Annotated in this window: 15 protein-coding genes and 1 riboswitch; of the genes, 7 read left to right on the top strand and 8 right to left on the bottom strand. The window is 66.9% G+C overall.

Annotation, left to right across the window (positions count from 1 at the left end; genetic code table 11):
• Positions 1 to 6 precede the first annotated feature (6 nt).
• From gcvPB to ACWPMZ_RS00500, 6 genes are all read right to left on the bottom strand, one after another.
• Positions 7 to 1,557 (bottom strand): aminomethyl-transferring glycine dehydrogenase subunit GcvPB, encoded by a 1,551-nt coding sequence (gene gcvPB / locus ACWPMZ_RS00525; RefSeq protein ID WP_455702079.1) that lies wholly within the window; start codon positions 1,555 to 1,557, stop codon positions 7 to 9.
• On the bottom strand, positions 1,554 to 2,915 hold the full coding sequence (gene gcvPA, locus ACWPMZ_RS00520) for an aminomethyl-transferring glycine dehydrogenase subunit GcvPA (RefSeq protein ID WP_455702078.1): 1,362 nt from the start codon (positions 2,913 to 2,915) through the stop codon (positions 1,554 to 1,556). The genes gcvPB and gcvPA overlap by 4 nt, the downstream gene beginning before the upstream one ends.
• A 92-nt stretch (positions 2,916 to 3,007) precedes the next feature.
• Positions 3,008 to 3,379, bottom strand: coding sequence for a glycine cleavage system protein GcvH (gcvH, locus tag ACWPMZ_RS00515; protein WP_455702077.1), 372 nt, complete (start codon positions 3,377 to 3,379; stop codon positions 3,008 to 3,010).
• A 1-nt stretch (position 3,380) separates the two neighbouring features.
• Positions 3,381 to 4,523 (bottom strand): glycine cleavage system aminomethyltransferase GcvT, encoded by a 1,143-nt coding sequence (gcvT, locus tag ACWPMZ_RS00510; protein ID WP_455702076.1) that lies wholly within the window; start codon positions 4,521 to 4,523, stop codon positions 3,381 to 3,383.
• Between the two features lie 160 nt (positions 4,524 to 4,683).
• Positions 4,684 to 4,774, bottom strand: a riboswitch (glycine riboswitch).
• A 60-nt stretch (positions 4,775 to 4,834) separates the two neighbouring features.
• Entirely contained in the window at positions 4,835 to 6,847 is a 2,013-nt protein-coding gene (locus tag ACWPMZ_RS00505; RefSeq protein WP_455702075.1) for a PQQ-dependent dehydrogenase, methanol/ethanol family, read from the bottom strand.
• Positions 6,844 to 8,385, bottom strand: a complete 1,542-nt coding sequence (locus tag ACWPMZ_RS00500) for a carotenoid oxygenase family protein (protein ID WP_455702074.1) — start codon at positions 8,383 to 8,385, stop codon at positions 6,844 to 6,846. The genes ACWPMZ_RS00505 and ACWPMZ_RS00500 overlap by 4 nt, the downstream gene beginning before the upstream one ends.
• 232 nt (positions 8,386 to 8,617) lie before the next feature.
• Between ACWPMZ_RS00500 and ACWPMZ_RS00495 the strand changes: the two genes are divergently transcribed.
• The 5 genes from ACWPMZ_RS00495 (at position 8,618) to ACWPMZ_RS00475 (ending at position 16,288) form a co-directional block, all read left to right on the top strand.
• Positions 8,618 to 9,607: an amidohydrolase family protein gene (locus ACWPMZ_RS00495; protein WP_455702073.1), complete on the top strand. Its 990-nt coding sequence runs from the start codon at positions 8,618 to 8,620 to the stop codon at positions 9,605 to 9,607.
• Positions 9,608 to 9,869: 262 nt separating this feature from the next.
• On the top strand, positions 9,870 to 12,554 hold the full coding sequence (locus ACWPMZ_RS00490; protein ID WP_455702072.1) for a TonB-dependent receptor: 2,685 nt from the start codon (positions 9,870 to 9,872) through the stop codon (positions 12,552 to 12,554).
• A 244-nt stretch (positions 12,555 to 12,798) separates the two neighbouring features.
• Positions 12,799 to 14,058, top strand: a complete 1,260-nt coding sequence (locus ACWPMZ_RS00485; protein WP_455702071.1) for a sialidase family protein — start codon at positions 12,799 to 12,801, stop codon at positions 14,056 to 14,058.
• Between the two features lie 29 nt (positions 14,059 to 14,087).
• The gene (locus ACWPMZ_RS00480; RefSeq protein WP_455702070.1) at positions 14,088 to 14,918 is read left to right on the top strand and encodes a dienelactone hydrolase family protein; all 831 of its coding nucleotides are present in this window, start codon (positions 14,088 to 14,090) and stop codon (positions 14,916 to 14,918) included.
• 32 nt (positions 14,919 to 14,950) lie between these two features.
• Positions 14,951 to 16,288 (top strand): sialidase family protein, encoded by a 1,338-nt coding sequence (locus ACWPMZ_RS00475; protein WP_455702069.1) that lies wholly within the window; start codon positions 14,951 to 14,953, stop codon positions 16,286 to 16,288.
• A 54-nt stretch (positions 16,289 to 16,342) separates the two neighbouring features.
• Here ACWPMZ_RS00475 and ACWPMZ_RS00470 read toward each other — a convergent pair whose 3' ends face one another.
• Positions 16,343 to 17,131 carry an HpcH/HpaI aldolase family protein gene (locus ACWPMZ_RS00470; RefSeq protein ID WP_455702068.1) on the bottom strand — a complete coding sequence of 263 codons (789 nt, stop codon included), beginning with the start codon at positions 17,129 to 17,131 and terminating at the stop codon, positions 16,343 to 16,345.
• A gap of 103 nt (positions 17,132 to 17,234) precedes the next feature.
• A complete protein-coding gene (locus tag ACWPMZ_RS00465) occupies positions 17,235 to 18,041 on the bottom strand; it encodes an SDR family NAD(P)-dependent oxidoreductase (RefSeq protein ID WP_455702067.1) in 807 nt (268 codons plus the stop codon).
• 223 nt (positions 18,042 to 18,264) lie between these two features.
• Between ACWPMZ_RS00465 and ACWPMZ_RS00460 the strand changes: the two genes are divergently transcribed.
• Both ACWPMZ_RS00460 and ACWPMZ_RS00455 read left to right on the top strand, forming a co-directional pair.
• Positions 18,265 to 19,041 (top strand): IclR family transcriptional regulator, encoded by a 777-nt coding sequence (locus tag ACWPMZ_RS00460; protein WP_455702066.1) that lies wholly within the window; start codon positions 18,265 to 18,267, stop codon positions 19,039 to 19,041.
• 74 nt (positions 19,042 to 19,115) lie between these two features.
• Positions 19,116 to 20,141, top strand: a complete 1,026-nt coding sequence (locus ACWPMZ_RS00455) for an alpha/beta hydrolase (protein ID WP_455702065.1) — start codon at positions 19,116 to 19,118, stop codon at positions 20,139 to 20,141.
• Positions 20,142 to 20,247: the final 106 nt, after the last annotated feature.

Genomic DNA, 20,247 nt, shown 5'->3' with positions numbered 1-20,247 from the left:
GGGGCCCTAGCCTTCGAAAGCCAGCACCGGCTTCCTCGCCGCCAGCGTCTCGTCGAGACGGCGGCGGGGGGCGAGGCGCGGCGCCTGGTGCAGGCTGTCGTCGCCCGCCCGCGCGCGTTCGGCAACCGAGCGCAGCGCGAGGATGAACTGGTCGAGCGTCGCCTTGCTCTCGCACTCGGTCGGCTCGATCAGCATCGCGCCGTGAACCACCAGGGGGAAGTACATCGTCATCGGGTGGAAACCCTCGTCGATCAGCGCCTTGGCGAGGTCGAGCGTGGCGATCCCCTCGGCAAAGCCTTTGTCGCCGAACAGCGCCTCGTGCATGCATGGCCCGCTCGTGCCGAACGGCGCGTGGAGCACGTCCTCGCACGAACGCAGGATGTAGTTGGCGCCCAGCACCGCATCGCCGGACACCTGCCGCAGCCCGTCGGCCCCGTGGCTGAGGATATAGGCCAGCGCGCGGGTGAACATGCCCATCTGTCCGTGGAACGCCGCCATCCGGCCGAAGCTGGCGGGCGCCGCATCGGCCGCGCTCTCTTCCTCGACCAGCGAGAAGGTCGTCCCGCTCTTGCGCACGAAGGGCAGCGGGGCGAACGGGGCCAGCGCCTCGCTCAGCACCACCGGCCCGGAGCCGGGCCCACCTCCGCCGTGCGGGGTGGAGAAGGTCTTGTGCAGGTTGATGTGCATCGCATCGATGCCCAGGTCGCCGGGCCGCACCCGGCCGACGATCGCGTTGAAGTTCGCCCCGTCGCAATAGACCAGCGCGCCGGCCGCGTGGACCGCGTCGGAAATGGCCTTCATCTCGCGCTCGAACAGGCCGCAGGTGTTGGGGTTGGTGATCATCACCGCCGCCACATCGGGGCCGAGGCGCGCCTTCAGCGCATCGAGATCGACGCGGCCCTCGGCGGTCGCCGGGATGTTCTCGACCGCATAGCCGGCGAAGGCAGCCGTCGCAGGGTTGGTGCCGTGCGCGCTTTCGGGCACGAGGATGACCGAACGGGCATCGCCGCGCGCTTCCAGCGCGGCGCGGATGCACAGAACGCCGCACAGCTCGCCGTGCGCCCCGGCCTTGGGGCTCATGGCGACCGCGCTCATGCCGGTCAGCTCGATCAGCCAGTGGGCCAGCTCGTCGATCACGCGCAGCGCGCCCTGCACCGTCGCCTCGGGCTGCAGCGGGTGCAGGTCGGCGAAGCCGGGCATCCGGGCGACCTTCTCGTTGAGGCGCGGGTTGTGCTTCATCGTGCAAGAGCCGAGCGGGAAGATGCCGCAGTCGATGGCATAGTTCTGCCGGCTGAGGCGGGTGTAGTGGCGCACGGTTTCCGGCTCCGACAGGCCGGGCAGGCCGAAGCTCTCGGTCCGCTCGAGCCCGCCGAGGCGGTTGGCGCCGCCAGCCGGTTCGGGCAGGTCGACACCTGTGGTATCGGTCCCGCCGATCTCGAAGATCAACGGCTCTTCCAGCATCAGCCCGCGGTTGCCGGTGACGGTTTCGACGCCGCTGCCACCGGTCGGCGCGGCAGGGGTTCCGGGCTTCCAGCCCGAGAGGTTGGGCGCGTTCATGCCAGGCACTCCTGCAGGGCCGAGGCGAGGGCTTCGATATCCTCCCCGGTCACGGTTTCGGTCACCGCGAGGACGATGCCGTTCTCGCGCCCCTCGCCATCGGGGTAGAGCCGGCCCAGTGAAACGCCGGCGAGTACGCCCCTCTCGGCCAGGTCGCGCACCAGTTGACGCGATTCCACCGGCGTTGTGATCGTGAATTCGTTGAAAAAGGCGCTGTTCAAGACCGCGATACCGGGCACCTGCGCCAGCCGGTCGGCGGCCAGACAGGCCAGGCGGTGGTTTTCGGCCGCCAGCGCGCGCAGGCCCTTTTCGCCCAGCAGCGTCATGTGAACCGAGAAGGCCAGCGCGCAGAGCCCCGCGTTGGTGCAGATGTTGCTCGTCGCCTTCTCGCGCCGGATATGCTGCTCGCGGGTCGAGAGGGTGAGCACGAAGCCGCGCTTGCCCTCGGCATCCACGGTCTCGCCGCACAGCCGCCCGGGCATCTGCCGCACGTGCTTCGGGTCGCGCACCGCGAACAGGCCGAGATAGGGCCCGCCGAACTGCAGCCCGACGCCGATCGACTGGCCTTCGCCCACCACGATGTCCGCGCCCATCTCGCCCGGCGAGCGGAGTGCGCCCAGGGCCACCGGCTCGGTCACCACCGCGACCAGCAGCGCGCCCGCCGCGTGGCAGGCATCGGCCAGCGCGGTCATGTCGCCCACGCGCCCCAGGATATCGGGGTACTGCACCACGACGCAGCCGGTCTCGCCGTCGACCTTGCCGGATAGCGCGGCGAAGTCGGTTTCCGCCGTCATCTCGGGCAGCGCGTAGTCGATCTCGTCGGCGGTGAACCTCGCCATCGTCTGCGCGGTCGAGACGTATTGCGGGTGCAGGCCGCTGGAGATCAGCACCTTGTCGCGCATGGTCACACGGCCGGCCATGGCAATCGCTTCCCAGCAGGCGGTCGACCCGTCGTACATGCTGGCATTCGCCACCGCGCAGCCGAACAGCCGCGCGACCTGGCTCTGGAACTCGAACAGCATCTGCAGCGTGCCCTGCGCGATCTCGGGCTGGTAGGGCGTATAGGCGGTGAGGAACTCGCCGCGCTGGATGAGATGGTCGACGCTGGCCGGCACATGGTGGCGATAGGCCCCGGCGCCGAGGAAGAAAGGCGCCTCGCCCGCCGACAGGTTCTGCCGCGCCAGCGCGGCCATGTGCCGCTCGACCGCCATCTCGCTGGCATGGTTCGGCAGAGTGCCGATCGGCTCGCGCAGATAATGCTCAACCGGAACGTCGGCGAACAGGGCATCGGCATCGGCCGCTCCGACGACTTCGAGCATGGCGGCCCGGTCGGCCTCTGTCAGGGGGAGGTAGCGCATATCCAACTTTCGTCATCCCAGCGAAAGCTGGGATCGGTTGCAGCAATGTTCGGTCTTGCCGAGAGCGGTCCCAGCTTTCGCTGGGACGACGATCACAACGAAGCCACGAAATCCTTGTACGCCGCCTCGTCCATCAGGCCGTCGAGCTCGCCGGCATCTGCGATGGTGAGACGGAAGAACCAGCCGTCGGTCTCGGGCGCGGTGTTGACCAGCGCGGGATCTTGCTCGAGCGCCGCGTTGCCCTCGGTCACGGTGCCGCCGACCGGCGCGTAGACGTCGCTCGCGGCCTTGACGCTTTCGACCACGGCGGCTTCCTTGCCCTTGGCGAGCGTCGCGCCGGCATCGGGAACCTCGACGAAGACGATGTCGCCCAGCTGGCCCTGCGCATAATCGGTGATGCCGATGGTGGCGGTGTCGCCGTCGACGTCGATCCACTCGTGGTCTTCGGTAAAGTAACGGGCCATGTCAGGCGGCTCCTTTGCGGTGATAGCGATGGGGGACGAAGGGCATGGGCACGACCCGCGCGGGCAGTCGCTTGCCGCGCACTTCGAGTTCGAGCGCGGTCCCCTCGGCGGCATGGGCCGCATCGACATAGGCCATCGCGATCGGGTGGCCGAGCGTGGGGGCAAAGCCGCCGCTGGTGACGGTGCCGACCTTCGCGTCCCCGGAAAACACTTCGGCGCCTTCGCGCGCGGCGGCGCGGCCTTCGAGCGCCAGCCCGACGCGGCGGGTCGGCGTGCCTTCGGTAAGCAGCCGGCCAATCCGTTCGGCGCCCGGAAAGCCGCCCTGTTCGCGGCGCGCCTTGCTCACGGCGAAGGCGAGCCCTGCGCTGACCGGGTCGGTCTCTTCGCTGAGGTCGTGGCCGTAGAGCGGCAGCCCCGCTTCCAGCCGCAGCGAGTCGCGCGCGCCCAGGCCGGCCGGCTTGACCTCGATCTCGGCGCAGAGGCGGTCGGCAAGCTGCTGGGCCTGGGATTCGGCGACCGAGATTTCGAACCCGTCCTCGCCGGTATAGCCGCTGCGGGTGACGATCAGGTCGAGATCGCCGATCTGCCAGCGCCTCGCCTCCATAAAGCCGAAGTCCTCGGTGACCCCGCGCATCACGCGCTCGAGCGCGGCGGCAGCCTGGGGCCCCTGCAGCGCCAGCAGCGCCCGCTCGTCGAGGTGGTTGAGGTTGATCTCGTCGGGCAAGTGCTCGCGCAGATGGCCGATATCGTCCCATTTGGTCGCGCCATTGACGACGAGATAGTAGACCGGATGTCCGTCCTCGTCCGCGAGCCGGGTGACCATCAGGTCGTCTAGGATGCCACCATCCTCGCCGAGCAGCAGGGAGTAACGCACCCGGCCCCGCTCGAGCGCCCGGACAGCGGTCGGGAGCAGCGCTTCGAGCGCTTCGTTCGCTCCCTCTCCGCTCACCATGAGCTGGCCCATGTGGCTGACGTCGAACAGGCCGGCATGGCTGCGGGTCCACTCGTGCTCGGCCAGGATCCCCTCGTACTGGACGGGCATCCAGTATCCGGCGAAGGGCACCATGCGCCCGCCCTTTGCCCGGTGCCACGCATCGAGCGGCAGGGTTTCGGTCGCGATTTCAGTTTCGTCGTCTTCGCTCATCAGGACTTTCCGACAATCGACGGCAGGACCCGGCATGGGCCCTGGAACCGTCGCCCCCTCTGTCGGGAAACCTGAGAGCCTTGCGGGTCCCGAAAGGCCGGGCGCCCACTTACACCGTCGGTGGCTGCCGCCGGAGCGACAGCGCTTTCCAGAGTGCCCAAGCCGCGCTTCGGTCCTGTCTGCCTGAGAGATTCCGGGGCGGTTGCTCCTTCGGCGGCCCGCCGAAACGGACGCTCTCCCGAGGCACGGCCGGGGTTTCCCCCGACGGGCCACTTCGTTTCGCCCGAAACGATCGGGCGGTCAATCGGAAATCAGCCCTCCCAGTCCTCGTTCGCGCGCATGATCAGATAGGCATGGATTGCCTTCGCCTGCTCCTCGTTCAGAGTGTCGGCGAAGCTCGCCATGCCCTGCCGTGCGCGCGATCCGCCGAGGACGACGCCGAGGAAATCCTTGTGCGTCGCAGGGCTCATGTGCCGCAGGTCCTTGATCCCGCCGCGCGCGGCCGGGCCGTGGCACAGCGCGCAATTCTGGGCGTAGAGCCCCTCGCCCTGTGCGACCTCGGACGCGGTGGCTTCCAGCCTGGGTGGCGGCAGCAGTTCGGGAATCGCGACGCCTTCGGCCGGCGGGGGTGGCAGGCGGACCGGCCCGTCTAGCCTGAAGACCAGCAGCCGGGGCTTGCCGAGCTTGATATCCTCGTAGCTCGACCGTTCGACATGGGCGAGGCCGCCGCCCCAACCGGCATTGACGGCGATATACTGCACCCCGTCCACCATGTACGAAATCGGCGCGGCGATCGGCACCTGCTGGACGGGCATCTCCCACACCTTGGCGCCCGTGCGCGCGTCGTAAGCCGCGAAGGTCTGACCGATGCTGCCCTGGAACACCAGGTTGCCGGCGGTCGCGAGGACCCCGCCGCTGCCCTTCTTCTCAGGCCGGGTGCGCCACGCCTCGCGGCCGGCCACCGGGTCCCATGCCACGAGCCAGCCCTTCGAGTTCGCGTCGGCATATTCGGCGATCGCCTTGCGCTTGTCGTCGTCCCCGCGGAAGCTGGTGCCCAGACCGTCGCCCGGCTTCCAGCTCGGCGCCAGGCCGTAGGCCATGTAGGTCTCGGTCACCGGGATGTAGACCAGACCGGTTCCCGGGCTGAAGGCCATTGGGTTCCAGTTGTGCGCCCCGCCCGCGCCCGGGCTAATCATCACCGGTTCAACGCCGTAGCGCGCCGTCGCGGTTTCGATCGGCCGCCCACTCTTCAGGTCCACCCCGGTGGCCCAGTTCATCGGCACGAGCGCGGAGGCATTGAGCAGCTCCCCGGTCGCGCGGTCGAGAACGTAGAAGAACCCGTTCTTCGGCGCCTGCATCAACACCTGCCGCTGGCGCCCGCCGATCGCCAGGTCGGCCAGGATCATCGGCTGCGTGGCGGTATAGTCCCAGCTCTCGCCCGGCGTCGTCTGGTAATGCCAGCGGTATTCGCCCGTTGCGAGGTCGAGCGCGACGATAGAGGACAGGTAGAGGTTGTCGCCCCCGCCCGGGCTGCGCCATTGCTGCGCCCAGGGGCTGCCGTTGCCGGTGCCGATGTACAGCAGGCCGAGTACCGGGTCGTAGGCCATGCCGTCCCACGCGGTGCCGCCCCCGCCTGCCTTCCACCATTCGCCGGTCCAGGTCGCCGCCGCGCGCTCCATCGCCGCGTTCTCGAAGCCGTCGGCGGGATTGCCCGGTATCGTGTACCAGCGCCATGCCTGCTTGCCGCTCTTCGCATCGTAGGCGGTCACATAACCGCGCACCCCGCGCTCCGCGCCGCCGTTGCCGATCAGCACCTTGCCGTCGTAAACGCGCGGGGCCCCGGTGATCGTGTAGGGTTGCGCCTGGTCGGTGGTCTGGACCGACCAGACTTCCTTGCCGCTGGCCGCGTCGAGTGCGATCAACCGCCCGTCGAGCGCGCCCACATAGATGATGCCGTCGGCGTAGCCCAACCCGCGGCTGACGATGTCGCAACAGGCGAGCCGCCCGAATTTCAGCGGCACCCGCGGGTCGTAGCGCCAGATCTTGCGGCCGGTCGCCGCATCGTAGGCGGTGACGATGTTCCACGGCTCGACATTGTAGAGCACGCGGCCGACCACCAGCGGCGTCGCCTCCTGCCCGCGATCGGTTTCCAAGTCCGCATACCAGGCGAGTCCCAATCGGCCGACGTTGGCGGCATCGATCTGGTCGAGCGGGCTGTAATGCTCCTCGGCATAGGTGCGTCCGGTCGTCGGCCAGTCGGCCTGCGGCCCTGCGGCAACGAGAAGTGCGGCCGCGGCGATCGCGGCCAGGGCCCTGCGGATCATGCGGCCCCGATGTCGCTGGCGTTGGCCCAGAATCCGTGGACTTGGCCGACGACCTTGAACGGCATCTTGACCCGCGCGATCGGTCCTTCGGCCAGCCGTTTGGTATCCGCCAGGATCAGGTCGCTGCGCCCTGCCTCCTTCACGCTGCTGCCGATCCCGATCAGGTAGCCGTCGCCCTCGTCGGCATCGGCCTTGCGCGGCACGAAGGTCATTTCCGACAGGCGGTAATCGGGCACCGAGAACTGCGTAGTGGTCTTGTCGCCGTGGTCGATCACCCACCAGCCGCCGTTGCCCTGCAGATAGCCCCAGCGATAGGGCAAGGTGTGAAAGCGGTCGTCCTGCCGGCTGAGGACGCCGTTCACCTCGGGATAGATCGTTTCGACCTGGTAGCGGTCGTCGCTCTTGCGCGAGAGATCGATGGTATAACGCCGGATCATGCCCGTCGCCTTGCGCGGTTCGAACGGTTCCTTGCCGGGGAAGAATGGGAACTGGTTGCTTTCGCCCCCGTCCCAGTCGGTCGTGATCCGGTCGCCGTCGGACCAGCCGCCCATCACGTGCGTGCAGAAGTAATTGGGACCGCGGAACCACTTGAGATCGCGCCCGTCGCCGCCGCGGCGCATCACGCCCATGTAGCACGGCAGGCCCGGATCGTAGGTGAAGTGCACCCCGCCGGCCTGGATACGCTCCATGTCGGCGGCCATGTTGGTCAGATAGAGCACGATGTGGTTCTGCGTTACCGCGAAGTCGTGCATCATCCCGGCATAGGGGGCCTGGACGTTCACGCTCCAGTTGATGTTGCCCGCCCGGTCGGCGCTGAAGACGTTGATATCCTTGGTCAGCAATCCCTTCGATTCGTAGCCGAAAGCGATGTATTCGCCGGTCATCGGGTCGATCTTGGGATGCGCGGTGTGCGTCAAGCTGTCGAGCTTGCCGCCGAAGGTGTAGTAGTCGTCGATCGTTTCCAGCGTCAGCGGATCCATCGCCACGGGCGGACTGTCTTCCTTGTAGGCGAGCAGCTTGCCGTGATGGACGAAGAGCTGGGTATTGGCCGTGCCGCGCGACAGGCCCTGGACGCTGGGATCGTCCGTCAGCGGGTTGCGGTACATCCCGAACAGGCTGCGGCGCGCATCGTGCTGCGCCTTCCAGCGCTGGTTTTTGGCCCAGCGGGTCCGGTAGTCGACGTGCCCGTCCTTGATGCGAAACATCGAGACGTGCCCTTCTCCGTCGAAGGGAATGTCGCCGGCGTACTTCTCGGGCTTGGGATACTGCGGATCGGGTCCGACGCGGTAGAACGCGCCGTCCAGATCGCTCGGAAGCGAACCTTCCACCTCGCAATCGTAGAGGTCGATCTCGGCCCGAATGTTGGTCCCGGCCGGGCCGCCCCCGAACGCGCGCGGGTTGTCGGGGAAATCGACCTGCGGAGCCGGTCCCTCGGCGGCCTGCGCCGGACCTGCCCCACCCAGGGCCACCGCACCTGCGCCCAGCGCCGCACCGCCCATGAACGCGCGGCGACCCAGCGCGAGATTTTCGTCAGCCATCCGAGTCTCCCCTTCCGCCCACCATCTTGCCGCTCGCAAAAGGCCTTGCAAGCCAAATGCTGAGGCGTGGCCTTTGCCGGGGCGGGCAGGCGGCGTGGCCCCGTCCCTGCTCTGCAAGAAATGCGGCCTTTTCGGTCATTCCCCACGGTCCGGCGCTATTGCACAGTGGCGGACCACTGGCTTCTTATCGCGCCGGCAAAACGCCGTGCGCAGCCACGGGAGAGGGACGAACATGATCGACCGCCGATTTCTGATGAAAGGCGGGCTTGCCGCCACAGCCCTGGCCGGGATGCCCAGCATGCTCCGTGCGCACGATCCCGTGGTCAAGGCGCCCTTCCCGATCTTCGACACCCATCCGCACTACTACACCAACGACGTCGCCAAGTATCCGCCGAAGGACAGCATCGCGGCAGAGGCGCGCGGCCGCGTCATGGGGACGCCGATGACCCGGCAGGTCGTGACCGATTACTGGGACAAGGCCGGCATCCTGATGGGGACCGGCGTGCAGTACAACACGGTCTACGACACCAACAACACCTACCTGCTGGACGTCGCGAAGGAAGATCCGAGCAGGATCATCCCGGTCGTGATCCTCAAGGCGACCGATCCGGCCACCCCAGCGACGCTGCGCAAGATGGCCAAGGAAAACAACATTGCCGGCGTTCGCCTGTTCGGCTCGCCGATCAACGGCGAGTTCGAGTTCTTTACCGATGCGGCGCTCCCCGCCTGGGATGCGGTCAACGAACTGGGCATCGTGGCCGTCCTCATGCTGGTGGGCGGAGACCTCAACCGCACGATGGGCCGGGTGCACGATTTCGCGATCAGGTATCCCGACGTGCGCATCGAGCTGGACCACATCGGCTATCCGAACCCGAAGCCTTCGATGTCGACCTTCGGCCTGACGCCGAACCACTTCGCCGTCGCGGCGCACGACAACATCTATTACAAGCTGACCAGCTTCCATCACGTCAACATGATCGAGGCCAACGGCATCCCGCTGAAGGAGTGGTTCGACTACATCAAGAACCTGTACGGCACCGATCGCATGGTCTGGGGGTCGGACCTCGGCAATACGCCCGGCACGATCGACCAGCACCTGGCCATGCTGCAGAAGGCGATCGATGCGACTTCGCACTGGAGCTACGCCGACCGGAAGGCCTTTTTCTTCGACACGGCCTATCGCCTGTTCGTACCGGGCGGGACGTCCAAACAGTACGGCTGACGCGGTCGCACCGTTCTAAGACGCATTCCATCAAGCCGGCGCGACCCCAAATCGCGCCGGCTTTTGCGTGGTCGGCGACAGCCGAAGCTGCATCGCTTCTCCTGCGCGACCGGGAAGTGCGAGCCTTGGCATCGACAAGCCCCGCAACATCGCGGCGCCAAGACGGCACACACGCTGTCGACGGCAAAATGAAAGGCCCGTCCGGTAAAGTCGCCCCTCCCGCCCCCGCTTAATGCGGCGCTAAATCATGGGAGGGATTTCGATGTTCAGGAAATACGCACTCGCCACCAGCTCGGCCATTGCGCTCGCCGCTGCACATCCTGCCTACGCACAGGATCAGGGCGACGCGGAGGAAGCCGCCGCCAACCAGAGCGGCACGCAAGCCGATCGGGCCAACGGCGAAATCCTCGTCACCGCCACCAAGGTGGTCACGAACGTCCAGGACGTGCCGATCGCGATCACGGCGGTGACGGCCGAATCGCTCGAAGATCGGCAGGTCAATTCGTTCGCCGACCTGGGCGCGATCGTTCCCAACGCGACCTTCCAGAAGTCCGGGGCGATCTACGGCGCGGGCGTGTCGGTCACGATCCGCGGCATCGGTCTGGTCGACACCCAGTTCTCGCAAGAACCGGCCGTCGCCTACTACATCGACGACATCTACTACCCGTTCCTGTTCGGATCCAACTTCGACCTGCTCGATCTCGATCACGTCGAAGTGCTGCGCGGACCCCAGGGCACCCTGTTCGGGCGCAATGCCATCTCCGGCGCGGTCAACATGGTCTCGCGCAAGCCGAGCTTCAACGACCTGTCGGCCTATGTCGACATGAAGGTCGGTTCCCGCAATCGCCTCGACGTGCGCGCCGGCATCAATCTGCCGGTGACCGAGAACATGGCAGTCGGCCTCTCGATGGTCTCGAAGAAGCAGACCGGCTACATGAAGATCCTCGATTTCGCCTGCCAGATGTACAAGAACGGCACCCCCAACCTGGCCGGCACGTTCCCCTTCTCCAGTTCGTCGACGAGCTATGCCGGCGGCATCCAGAAGCCCGACAGCTGCGTCATCGACCATGCCGGCGGCGAGGACGTGAAGGCCGGGCGTGCGACGCTGCGCTGGGAGCCGCTGAGCAATGTCGAGATCAACCTGGCCGGCGACTATTCGACCGCGAACAACGAAGCGGCCGCCGACAAGATCACCGACATCAACAAGATGCTGACCGCCGGCCACCTGCGCGGGCTGGATTCGCTCGGGGCGCAGTACGGCGCCTACACCGGCGTCATCGTCAACTCGGGTCCTGGCGTGAACCGCAATCTGATCACGCTGTTCGACAAGTATTCGATCCCGGGCACGCCGTTCCGCTTCGACGACCGCTTCCTGACCGACGATCTCTATTCGACCTACGAGACCAACTGCGATCCGCTGCCCAGCGCGTTCGTCATCCCCGGCAACACCTATTACAACGGGTCGATCTATCGCGGCGGCAACTGCTGGGGCCGCCGCGTCCCGGTCGAGAACTGGGGCGTGAGCGCCAAGCTGCGGGTCGGCATCACCGACGAGATCGAGGCGCTCGCCATCTTCGGTACGCGGCACATCTACACGCGCTTCGGTGCCAACTACGACGGCACTCCGCTGGCCGACGCCTACATCTTCCACGAAGATACGATGAAGTACTGGACCGGCGAGGTTCGCCTGACCGGCCAGCACGGCTTCATGGATTGGACAGGCGGCCTGTTCTACTACGACGGCGAGGCGATCGAGCGCGGCCAGCCGCAGAACACCGCCGCCGGCACGCAGCAGTTCCACGACGTGTTCTACTATCCCAAGGCGCAGGCGGCGTACCTCAACGTGACCTTCCGGCCGTTCGAAGCCTTCGGCTTCGCCGAGGGACTGAGCTTCAACGGCGGCATCCGGCGTTCGAAGGACGAAAAGTTCGTCGACTACACCGCCCAGTTCGATGCGACGCCTGCCGGCCAGATCAAGTTCGTGCCCTCGAGCAGCAGCACCTACTTCGAACTGCCGATCGAGAACACGCGGTGGGACTGGAGGCTGGGTGCCGACTACAAGATCAGCGACGACATCATGGTCTACGCCTCGGCATCGACGGGTTATCGCCTGCCGGGCTTCAATACTCGCATCTTCCAGGCGGGTCAGATCGAGCAGCAGTTCCCGACTGCCCTGATCAGCTACGAAGTGGGCTTCAAGGCGGACTTCTTCGACCGCCGCATCCGCCTGAACGGTAACGCGTTCTGGATGGACTACTCGATGCGCAACGGGTCGTTCTCGGGCCGCGAACCACGGTACGATCCGAGCTCGACCGCGCTTGTCATCAAGGCGGGCCAGGAAACCATCATCCCCGACGGCCCGATCGGTACCGAATGGGAAGGCAAGTTCACCAACTGCCGCGCCTACAACGCCGCCACCGACGGCGCGCCCAACGGCACGACGGTGGGCATCGAGTGCATCGGCCGGTCCTGGAACTATCCGGTCAAGGGCGGCGACCCGATCAAGGGTTTCGAGCTGGAGGCCACTGTCGAGCCGATCGACTTCCTCGTGGCGAACTTCTCGATGGGCTATACCGACCGCGGCAGCACCACCGGCCGTCCGCTCACCTTCCCGGACTGGACGCTGAACGGCGGCGTTCAGTACCGCTTCGACGTGCCGCAGATCTCCGGCACGCTGACGCCCCGCCTCGACTGGTTCTGGACCGGCAAGATCGCCTACAGCACGAACTATCCCGAGTTCGACACGCCGGCACGGTCGACCTTCAACGCGCGTCTTACCTACGACAACGAGAAGGACGACTTCGAGATCGCCGCGGGCGTCACCAACCTGCTGGACAAGGAATACTTCATCCAGCGCACGATCTTCACCCGGTCGGCGCTGTCGGTCGACCTCGGACAGCCGGGCGAGCCCCGCTCGTGGTATCTGAGCTTCAGCAAGCGCTTCTGACGCTTCTCGCAGGGCCGGCAAACCCGCCGCTGCGTACCGAGGACCACCGCCTGCCCGGCGGTGGTCCTTTGGTTTTCAGGGCCCCTTCCGGAAGACGCAGACCCCACCGACCGCACGCAAGAGGCGGCCATTCTTTACTCCGTTGCAAGGCAGGCCCAATTCCGTTGACCGCGGCGTCAGCGGGTCAAATACCTGAGCACAGGATCGGCCTGGTCGTGACATGGCAAGGACGAAGGGAGAGACGATGACGCCACGGCGCGACATGCAAATGCCCTCTGTGAGCCGCCGCGCGTCGCTGATGGGCGGCGCGGCAGCCAGCCTCCTCATGTTCGCCTCCCGAACCCGGGGCGCCGAGGGCAGCGTCGAACGCTATGCTGAACCGCGCCGGCTTTCGAACGTCGAACACAAGGTCGTCTATCGCAACGAGGGCGAGTTTGCGGGCTGGCCGCACGTGATGGGGTACTGGAACCTCGGCGGCGGCGAGATCCTGCAGCAAATCCGCGCCACCACGACCACCTATCCCGATGCTGACGCAATCGCCCACAACAAGCTGGGCGGGGGCGACAGCGTGACCCGGATGCTCTCGTTCAGGTCCCGTGATTACGGGCGGACCTGGTCCGGCCCGGTGAACAACATCTTCGGCAACATCGACCGCAAGCTGGCCGGCGCCAAGACGATGGCCGACCTCCAGCCGATCGACTACCTCGACAGGAACGTCCTGGTTGCCAACAACGCCACGAATTTCGCGGCCCCCACTTCCCGCACGCAGGTGCGCGTGTCGAAAGACCGCGGGAATTCCTGGAGCCCGGCGATCGACGTTCCGCTCGACGCCCTGCATTCCGCTTCCGGCATGAACTCGGTGCTGGTCCGCCCCGACGGCACTGTCCTGATCTGGCTGATGGAAGTCATCGACGGGTTCGACCGGCATCCCTGCGTCTTCGCCCTTCCGCCCGGCGGCCACGATTTCCATTTCACGACCTTCATCACGCCCAAGGTGGATGCATTCGGCAATACCGCCGGGGACTGGAAGCCGCCCTATGCCTATGCCGGGCAGCACTGGTTCTACCCGCGCGGTTACATGCTGCCGAGTGGCCGCATGCTGTGCGTCCTGCGCAGCCAGCGCGGGCCCGAAGGGGTCATGTGGACGGAGGTCCACAAGAGCGACGACGGTGGCCGGACCTGGGGCTTCCTGTCGCGGGTAAACGACTTCGGAGCGCCCGGCAGCCTGGTCATCAAGCAGGATGGGCGCCTCGTCATGGTCTATGGCTATCGCCTGATGCCGGCGGGCATCCGGGCGCGGGTCAGCGCCGACGACGGCGCCACCTGGGGGCCGGAACTCATCGTGCGAGACGACGGGGGAAGCTGGGACCTGGGCTATCCCAATGCCTGGGAAATGGACGACGGGCGTATCGGCGCGATCTATTACTTCAACAGCAAGGACGACAAGCTCCAGGTCAACGGCGGCGTCCGTCACGTCCAGCGCAGCATCTTTTCGATCGACTGATGCAACCCTCCAGAAAAGCGAGCATCGCCATGCAAGACTTCGCCGCCCGGCTGACGCGCCGGCGCTTCTCGATCCTCGCCGCGGGGTTGGCCTTCGCGACCACGGCCTGTGCCACCGTGCCCGCCGCGCCCGCCGCAAGCGAACGGCATGTCACGATCGCAACGCCCGACGGTTCGACCGACGCGTTGCTGTTCACGCCAGCGCTTAGCAAGGCGCCAGCGGTGCTCCTCTGGGCCGATATGTCCGGGCTGCGGCCGGTCGTGACCGAGCTCGGCCGCAAGCTCGCGGCGGAAGGTTATGTCGTGCTGGCCCCCAACGCCTACTATCGCAGCCTCAAGCTCGACGGGACGACGGCCACCACGGTAGACTACGCCACCCGCAACAGGGACTGGCGCGGCGCAGCGACCGACGAAAAGATCCTGGCAGATGCCAAGGCCTACATGGCATTTCTCGACGCCCAGCCGCAGGTCGACACCGCCGCCAAGGCCGGCGCCCTGGGATACGAACTGGGCTCCGTCCACGCCTTCCTGACTGCACGCGCGGCGCCGTCCCGCATCGGCGCGGTGGCAGCGATCCAGCCACTGGCCATCGCTACCGCGCGTCCCAACAGCCCGCATCTCTTGGTCAAGGAAACGCAGGCCGATTACTACGTCGCCATCGGTAGCGACGCCGACGCCCGCGAGCCGGAGGACAAGACCGATCTGGCCAAGGCGTTCGCCGATGCGGGCCTCAAGGGCAGCGTTGTCGTCGTGCCGGGCAAGCACGGGTTCGCGCTGAGCGACAGTCCGAATGCCGATGCCGCCTCCGCCAGCCAGGCGTGGGCTGCCACAGTCGCGCTTCTGAAATCGGCCCTCCGATGAGCGGCCCGGACAAAACCACAGGGGTAAGTGCCATGAAGCCTGAAACGATCATTTCCCGCCGCAACGCCTTGTTCGGCGGCACGGCGGCCGGGCTGGTGCTGCTGTCCAAGGTTGCCGGCGCTCATGACGCGCCGCTGATCCGCAAGTTCGGCAAGGCACGCTGGGCGCGCAACATCGACAACGCGGTCGTCTATCGCAACAACTCCGAGTTCGCGAGCCATCCCTACACGCGCGGCTTCTGGGAGACGCCGGGCGGCGGGCTCATCAGCAACTTCTCGCTCGCCACCGTCGATTATGCCGAGGCCGCTGACGGGAAGGCGGAACTGCTCAACCATACCGCCCTCGTCACCAACAGCCCTGGCGGGCGGCGCGGTGCCACCGTACGCTCGAACGACAAGGGACGGACGTGGCAGATGGTCGATGCCGACCCGCGCCGGCCGAACAACGACGTCATGGTCCCGCGCATCGGTGTCGACGGGCGCAAGGGCCCACTGCACGAGCTGGGCCAAGTGGACTTCACCGATCCCAACGTCCTGGTGACGAGCTTCAACTACCTGTATATGCAGAACGACCCGCTGGTGAAGGCGTTCTACGAAGACCTCAAGACCGTGCACGAGGCGCCGGAGCGGTTGTCGTTCTACCGCATCTCGAAGGACGCCGGGAAGACCTGGTCGCGCTCCGCCGCCATGCCGATGGATGGCCTGTCGCAGCTCGCCGGGTACGATTCCGCCACGGTACGGGCGGACGGGCGATGCCTGCTGTTCATGACCGGCACCGCACCGGGTTTCGGCGGCGCGCCGGGTTCGAGCGGACCTTTGGTCTACCTCAGCTCCGAGGACGGCACCGATTTCCATTTCCTCTCGGCCGTTGCGCCCGAGCGTAATGGCGGCCCGCCCTTCATGTACCCGCGCGGCGTGGCGCTGAAGAACGGGCGATTGCTGTGCGTGGTGCGGCGCGACCGCGACTGGGCGGCCGCGCAGTGGACCGAGATCTTTTCGAGCGACGACGGCGGGGGCACCTGGCAGTTCCTGTCCCGCGCGACCGATTTCGGCGCCCCGAGTGCTCCGGTGCTGATGAGCGACGGACGCCTGGTGCTGGTCTACGGCCGGCGGCTGGAGCCTGCGGGCATCCGCGCGGTTGTGAGCGAGGATGGCGGCCGCAGCTGGGGTCCCGAACTCATCATCCGGGAAGATGCAGGCAGCTGGGACATCGGTTATCCCCGCGCGTGGGAGGTCTCGCCCGGCCGTGTCGGCGTGCTCTATTACTACAACGACAAGAGCGACCCGATCCAGGTCAAGACCGACAAGTACCCGCCGTGGGGCGAAGGCGCGGTGCGCTACATGGCGCGCAGCTTCTTCTCGCTCGACTAGGGTCTCGGCGGGCGCCGCATAGCGCAGCAGGGGAAGGAATGGGCCGACACGAGGTCAGCCCTTCATCTCCTGCTCGAATGTCTTGAGCGCCGCGAGGGCCGCATTGCGCAGGAACCCGTGGTCCGACTGGACCATCATCGCCGTGACCCCGCAATCGCGCAGCCACTTCGCCTCGTCCGAAGCGATGTCGCCGACGACCGCCGAAAGGGCCTTGCCGCTGTCCATGACGGCGCGGCAGACCGTTTCGACGGCCTCCTTCATCGTGGGTGCGCCGGGCCCCGCATTGGCCAGCGAAATCGCGAGGTCGCCGCGCCCCAGGAAGATCGCGTCGACACCATCCACGGCGGCAATCTCGCCGGCGCGCTCGATCGCCTCGGCATCCTCGATCATCGCCATCACCGTGACGACCTCGTCGGCATGGTCGAGGTGCTCGTCGCCTGCGCGCGCGCCATGGTCGGAGCCCCTGCTCAGCCCCGCCCCGCGCAGGCCCCCGCGATAGCGTGACCATGCGACGACATCGCGGGCCTTCTGTGCCGAGGCCACGTGCGGCACCATGATACCCGTCGCCCCGTCGTCCAGCACCGAGAGAACCGAGCTCGCATCGGACCGCGCGATCCGCACCAGCGGGGCGGTACCGAAGGCGCGAGCGCCCAGTATGCCCACGTCGAGGCTCGTGCGCGTCCAGGGCGCATGTTCCTCGTCGAGGATCACGAAGTCGTAGCCCACTGACCCGAAGATCTCGGCATGGTGCGATGTGGGGGTCTTGAGGAAGGTGCCCAGCAACGGCTCGCGCGCACGCAGCCGGCGGCGGAATTCGCGGGGATCGGGCAGGGTTCTGGTCACAACTGTGTTCCTCTTCGTCGGACCAAGTCTAGCGATCCCTGCCCCCACTGGGCTGTTCTCCGGCGGCTCTCGGTCCTGCGCAATGCTGTTCGCGACCAATCACTCAGTCGGTGTCCGCGCTGGCGGCGAATGCCGATGCGATCGCCGCGTGGCGCGGTTCGACGTGCGATCGCCACTCTGGGTGAGTAAACACATACCGCGCACGCCTCGCGATTCCGGCGAGGAACTGGGCGGCGACGTCGGTCGGATCGGCCCAGTGTAGCCCGCCCCCGCCACCTGCGGCGAGATCGACGTCGACGAGGCCCGACCGCCCACCCGCCGGCCTGTTGCGCTGGGCGGATCCGAGCCGGGTATCGACCGGGCCGGGGCAGAGGATAGTCATCGCGAGGTCCGGCCGTTCCGCCGCGATCGTCTCGGCGATGGCGGTCACGGCGAATTTGCTTGCCGTGTAGCCGCCCATCCCAGGCGTGACGTGGAAGGCCGACATCGACGAGGTTAGCCCGATCGCCCCGCCGCCGGGCGCGGCACCAAGGAGCGGCCCGAACGCACGGTAAAGATTGAGGAAACCCCACACGTTGACGCCGAACAGCCAGTCCCAATCATCCTGGGTCATGTCGGCGATGGTGCCGGTGGACGCCACGCCCGCGTTGCAGACCAGCAGGTCGCAGTGCCCCTTGAGCCCCGCCACCGCATCCGCCAGCGCACCGACGGATCGTGAATCTGCCACGTCCACCGGCAAGGCGCGCGCGCCGATCTCTCCGGCAACTTCGATGAGAGGCTCGCGCTCTATGTCGGCCAGGAAGAGCCAGGCCCCCGCCCCGGCAAGGTGCCGCGCCAATTCTCGCCCGATGCCGGAGGCCGCTCCGGTAACGACGACGACCTTCCCCGCGAACGTTTCGTCCTGGCTCATGGCGCCGGTCTAGCCCTCGGGCGACCGTCCGTCGATTCCGCTCGGCGCTAGGCCCTGCCAATCAGGTTTCCCGTCCGCTGGGAAAAAGGGATGGCGCGCGCATTGGCGTAGCAGTGCAGGCATGAATCTCATTCCTACCAGCGATCTGTCTTTTGCCCTTGCGATAGGTCGCGGCGAAAGCCACCACGGCGCGAACGAATCCGCACATCGCGAGGGGGATGCGATGACCAGTCCCGGCATGCGCAACGGCGAACAGGCGGTCCAGGCCGCGGGGGCGGCGGTCCGCATTCTCGAGTTGCTCGCCGGGCACGAGGACATCGGCGTGACGGAGATCGCCCGCGCGACCGAAATGAGCAAGCCGCGCGCCTATCGCAACCTGCGCACACTGGTGGGGCTGGGCTATGCCGTGCAACGCGACGGCAGCGATCGCTACGCCCGCGGGCCCAAGCTGCTCGCGCTGGCCCGCGCGGTGGGACAGGCGGCGGAGGACGGCATCATCGAACTCGCCCGGCCCGAACTTCAGGCGCTGCACGAAACGTTCGACCACTCGTTCAATCTCTCGCTGGTCTACGGCGACAGCGCCTCGATCGTGGAAAGCCTTCCCGGCAAGGGGCTGGTGGGCATCACGGTCAAGCTGGGAGAGCCGCTGCCGATCCATTCCACCGCCGCCGGCAAGCTGCTGCTGGCGGATCGCCTGGTCCGCGACGGCGCCCTACCGTCGGGCAAGCTGGCGAAATACACCGAGTTCACGATCACCGATCCGGCGGACCTCAAGGAAGACCTCGAGCAGATTGCCCGGCAGTGCTGGGCGGACGCGCCCCAGCAGGTTCTGCTCGGCATCAATGCGGTCAGCGCGCCGATCCGCGACCATCGGGGCGATCTGATCGCGATGCTCTCGGCGATGGATTCGATCCAGTTCATCCCAGCCAAGCCGCCAGCCGCGCTGGTCAAGGCGATATGCCGGTCGGCCGAGGCCATTTCGGCCAAGCTGGCCATCTGACATTCCGGATCGAGCGCGCCAAGCCGGTCGCCACGGCGCGGCAGAACAATAATGAGCAAAAGGGATTGAGGAGCATGATCGCACGGACATTCTTGCGCGCGGCCGCGTCTGCGGGGGCCGCGATGCTGGTTTCGGCATGCGCGGCAACGACCCTGTCCAGTCCCCTGCCGCCCACCGCCGTGGCGATCGCGCGGCAGGGTTCGTTCGAGGCAGGCGGGCGGACGATCGGTGAACCCGGCAAGACCCTGGTGTGCGATCACGGCCACGTCGAATACCAGATTCCCGTTGCGAACAAGCCGACCAACCTGTTCCTCTGGCACAGTTCGAGCGCGGCGGTCTGGCAACGCAACTGGAGCGGCGGGGAAGGCTATCAGACCAAGCTGCTGCGGGCCGGCTATCCCACTTACGTGTGGGACGGGCCGCGCGTCGGGCGGGCGAACTGGGGCTGCGAGGATTATACCTACAAGGCCCAGGTCGGCCGCGACCAGGGCAACTTCGGCGCGTGGCGCTTCGGACCCAAGGTGGGCGAGTTCTTCCCCGGTCTCCAGTTCCCGGTCAACGATCCGCAGGCGCTCGAGCAGGCCTATCGGGCGCGCTACGACGAGTTCGACACGGTCAGGAACGCGCAGCTCGAATCCGATGCGGCCGCGGTGGCGATGAACCGCATCGGCCCCTCGGTGCTGCTGACCAATTCGGCCGGGGGGTTTCGGGCGATCCTGACGCGGCTCAAGAGCGACAACGTGAAGGGCATCGTCGCCTACGAGAACCCGGGCTACGTCTTCCCCGAATCCATGCGCGTGGCGGGCGAACGCGAAGGTCCGTTCGGCCCGGTCTACGTCCCGGATGCGGAATTCGCCAGGCTGACCCGCATCCCGATCCAGCTCGTCTGGGGCGATCACGTCCAGGAAGGCGGCTGGGGCAATTTCTATGCGATGGCCGAACGGTTCACCAAGGCGGTCAACGATCGCGGCGGCCATGTCGAGATGTTCAAGCTGACCGACGCCGGCCTGCAGGGGAACACGCACATCCCGTTCGCCGATCTCAACAACGAGGAAGTCGCCGGGCTGCTGTTCGCCTGGCTCGAACGCAACGGGTTCTGACCAACCGGGATTTTGCTCTCGGCGGACGCCTCACTTGCCCGATCCGGCAGCGCCCGGCGTTTTGCGTTGCACCTTGCGGGGGGCGATCATAGCCAAGAGATTGTGA

The organism is Tsuneonella sp. HG222, assembly GCF_053819185.1.
This window is presented reverse-complemented; position numbering and strand designations above follow the sequence as displayed.